The sequence below is a fragment of the Alphaproteobacteria bacterium genome, assembly GCA_035625915.1.
Lineage (GTDB): Bacteria > Pseudomonadota > Alphaproteobacteria > JACZXZ01 > JACZXZ01 > DATDHA01.
The window spans coordinates 1-2,749 of the sequence record DASPOR010000193.1 but is presented as its reverse complement, the minus strand read 5'-3'; the positions used below and the strand labels follow the sequence as shown (position 1 = coordinate 2,749).

Annotated in this window: 3 protein-coding genes; all 3 read right to left on the bottom strand. The window is 62.0% G+C overall.

Annotation, left to right across the window (positions count from 1 at the left end; translation table 11 throughout):
- Window positions 1–57 precede the first annotated feature (57 nt).
- Complete coding sequence (gene atpD / locus VEJ16_15095) at window positions 58–1,485, bottom strand: F0F1 ATP synthase subunit beta (GenBank protein HYB10992.1); 1,428 nt, start codon at window positions 1,483–1,485, stop codon at window positions 58–60.
- Window positions 1,486–1,507: 22 nt separating this feature from the next.
- Entirely contained in the window at window positions 1,508–2,386 is an 879-nt protein-coding gene (locus VEJ16_15090; protein ID HYB10991.1) for a F0F1 ATP synthase subunit gamma, read from the bottom strand.
- A gap of 6 nt (window positions 2,387–2,392) precedes the next feature.
- On the bottom strand, window positions 2,393–2,749 hold a 357-nt coding region (locus VEJ16_15085; protein ID HYB10990.1), incomplete at its 5' end, for a F0F1 ATP synthase subunit alpha.

The window sequence follows — 2,749 nt, the reverse complement described above, 5'->3', positions numbered from 1 at the left end:
AGCAGGGCCATGTTCGCTCTTTCTTTTCCCCTCCCCAAGGCTACGGGAGAGAGATCGCTACGCCGCCTCGGCGAGTTTCTTGCCCTTTTCGACCGCCTGCTCGATCGTGCCGACCATATAGAACGCGGCCTCGGGCAGGTGATCGTATTTGCCGTCGCAGAGGCCTTGGAAGCCGCGGATGGTATCGGCAAGCTCGACGAAGACGCCGGGCGAACCGGTGAAGACTTCGGCGACATGGAACGGCTGCGACAGGAAGCGCTCGATCTTGCGCGCGCGCGCCACCGTCAATTTGTCTTCTTCCGACAGCTCGTCCATCCCCAGGATGGCGATGATGTCTTGCAGCGACTTGTAGCGCTGCAAAATCTGCTGCACGCGCCGGGCCACCTGATAGTGCTCCTCGCCGACGATCATCGGCGAAAGCATGCGTGACGTCGAATCGAGCGGATCGACCGCCGGGTAGATGCCCTTTTCCGCAATCGAGCGCGACAGCACGGTCGTGGCGTCGAGATGCGCGAACGAAGTCGCGGGCGCCGGATCGGTGAGGTCGTCGGCTGGAACGTAGATCGCCTGCACCGAAGTAACCGAGCCCTTCGTGGTGGTCGTGATGCGCTCCTGCAGCGCGCCCATGTCGGTCGCCAGCGTCGGCTGATAGCCGACCGCCGAAGGAATACGGCCGAGCAGCGCCGACACTTCCGAACCGGCTTGCGTGAACCGGAAGATATTGTCGACGAAGAACAACACGTCTTGGCCTTGGTCGCGGAAATATTCCGCGACGGTGAGGCCAGTGAGGCCGACCCGGGCGCGCGCTCCAGGCGGTTCGTTCATTTGGCCATAGACCAGCGCGCATTTGGAGCCTTGGACCGAACCTTCCCGCGGGTCCTTGTTGACCTTGGACTCGATCATTTCGTGATAGAGATCGTTGCCTTCGCGCGTGCGCTCGCCGACGCCCGCGAACACCGAATAGCCGCCGTGCGCCTTGGCGATGTTGTTGATCAATTCCATGATGATGACGGTCTTGCCCACACCGGCGCCACCAAACAGGCCGATCTTGCCGCCCTTGGCATAGGGCGCGAGCAGATCGACCACCTTGATGCCGGTGACGAGAATCGCGGCTTCGGTCGATTGGTCGGTATAGGGTGGCGCTTCCTGATGGATCGCGCGGGTCTCGCTGTGTGGAATCTTCCCCGCCTCGTCCACCGGCTCGCCGACTACGTTCATGATGCGGCCGAGCGTTCCCTCGCCGACCGGAACGGCGATCGGGCGGCCGGTATCGATCACTTCCTGGCCGCGCACCAGCCCTTCGCTGACATCCATGGCGACGGTCCGCACGGTGTTCTCACCAAGCTGCTGCGCGACTTCGAGCACCAGGCGATGGCCGTGGTTCTGCGTTGCCAGCGCATTGAGAATCGGCGGCAAATGGCCGTCGAAGCGCACGTCGACAACCGCGCCGATGACTTGGGTGATATGTCCGACTGGTTGAGCCATCATCGTCCCTTCGCGAATGGTTTCACAGCGCTTCGGCGCCGGAAATGATCTCGATCAACTCCTTGGTGATCATCGCCTGGCGCGTGCGGTTATAGGTCAAGGTCTGCCGGCGAATCATATCGCCGGCGTTGCGGGTTGCATTGTCCATCGCCGACATCTGCGCACCGTAGAACGAGGCGGCGTTTTCCAGAAGGGCCCGAAAGATCTGCACCCCGACATTGCGCGGCAACAGATCGTGAAGGATATCCTCCGCGTCGGGTTCGAACTCGTAGACAGCGCCGTTGAGCGCGTTTGCCGCTTTCTCCTCGAACGCCAGCGGAATGATCTGCTGTGCGGTCGGTATCTGCGCAATCACGGAGCGGAAACGCGAGTAGAACAGCGTGCAGATATCGAACTCGAATTTGTCGAATAGGGCGATGATCTTTGCCGCGATGCTTACGGCGTTCTCGAAACTCAGAACGCGCACCGAGCGAAGGTCGACCAGTTCGACGATCTGCTTGGGGTATACCCTTCGCAACTGATCGTAACCCTTGCGGCCGACGCAGAAGAATTTTACGTCCTTGCCTTCGGCCGTCAGTACGCCGGCGCGCTCGCGCGCAAGACGCACGATCGCGGTATTGAATGGCCCGCACAGTCCACGTTCGGCGGTACAGACAAGCAAGAGATGTTTCTGGTCGCTGCCAGTGCCACGCAACAGCCGCGGCGCGGTGTCGACGCCGGCGACCGAAGCCGCGATATTGCCCAGCACCGTGTCCATCCGGCTGGCATAGGGCCGAGCCGCCTCGGCCGCGGACCGCGCCCGGCGCAGTTTGGACGAGGCGACCATTTGCATCGCCCGCGTGATCTTCTGCGTCGCTTTGGTCGCGGCGATCCGTGTGCGCAGGTCTTTAAGCGAAGCCATGGCTTCTCACGCGAAGGTTTTTGCGTAATTGTCGACGACGCTCTTGAGCTTGGCAGTGGTCGCATCGTCGCGATCGCGCGACGTGCGAATGGCATTGAGAATATCGGCGTGCTGATTGCGCAGCAGGCCGAGCAGTCCATCCTCGAATGCGCGCACGCGGTCGACCGGCAGCGGGTCGAGATAGCCGTTGACGCCGGCAAAGATGACGCAGACCTGCTCTTCCATTCTGAGCGGCGAAAATTGCGGCTGCTTGAGGAGTTCGGTCAGCCGCGAGCCGCGATTGAGGAGCCGCTGGGTGGTGGCATCGAGATCGGAGCCGAACTGGGCGAAAGCGGCCATTTCGCGGTATTGGGCGAGCTCGCC

Bases quoted from the DNA above. Each gene is read 5' to 3' on its own strand.
- atpD (HYB10992.1), bottom strand. From the start codon at position 1,485: ATGGCTCAACCAGTCGGACATATCACCCAAGTCATCGGCGCGGTTGTC.
- VEJ16_15090 (HYB10991.1), bottom strand. From the start codon at position 2,386: ATGGCTTCGCTTAAAGACCTGCGCACACGGATCGCCGCGACCAAAGCG.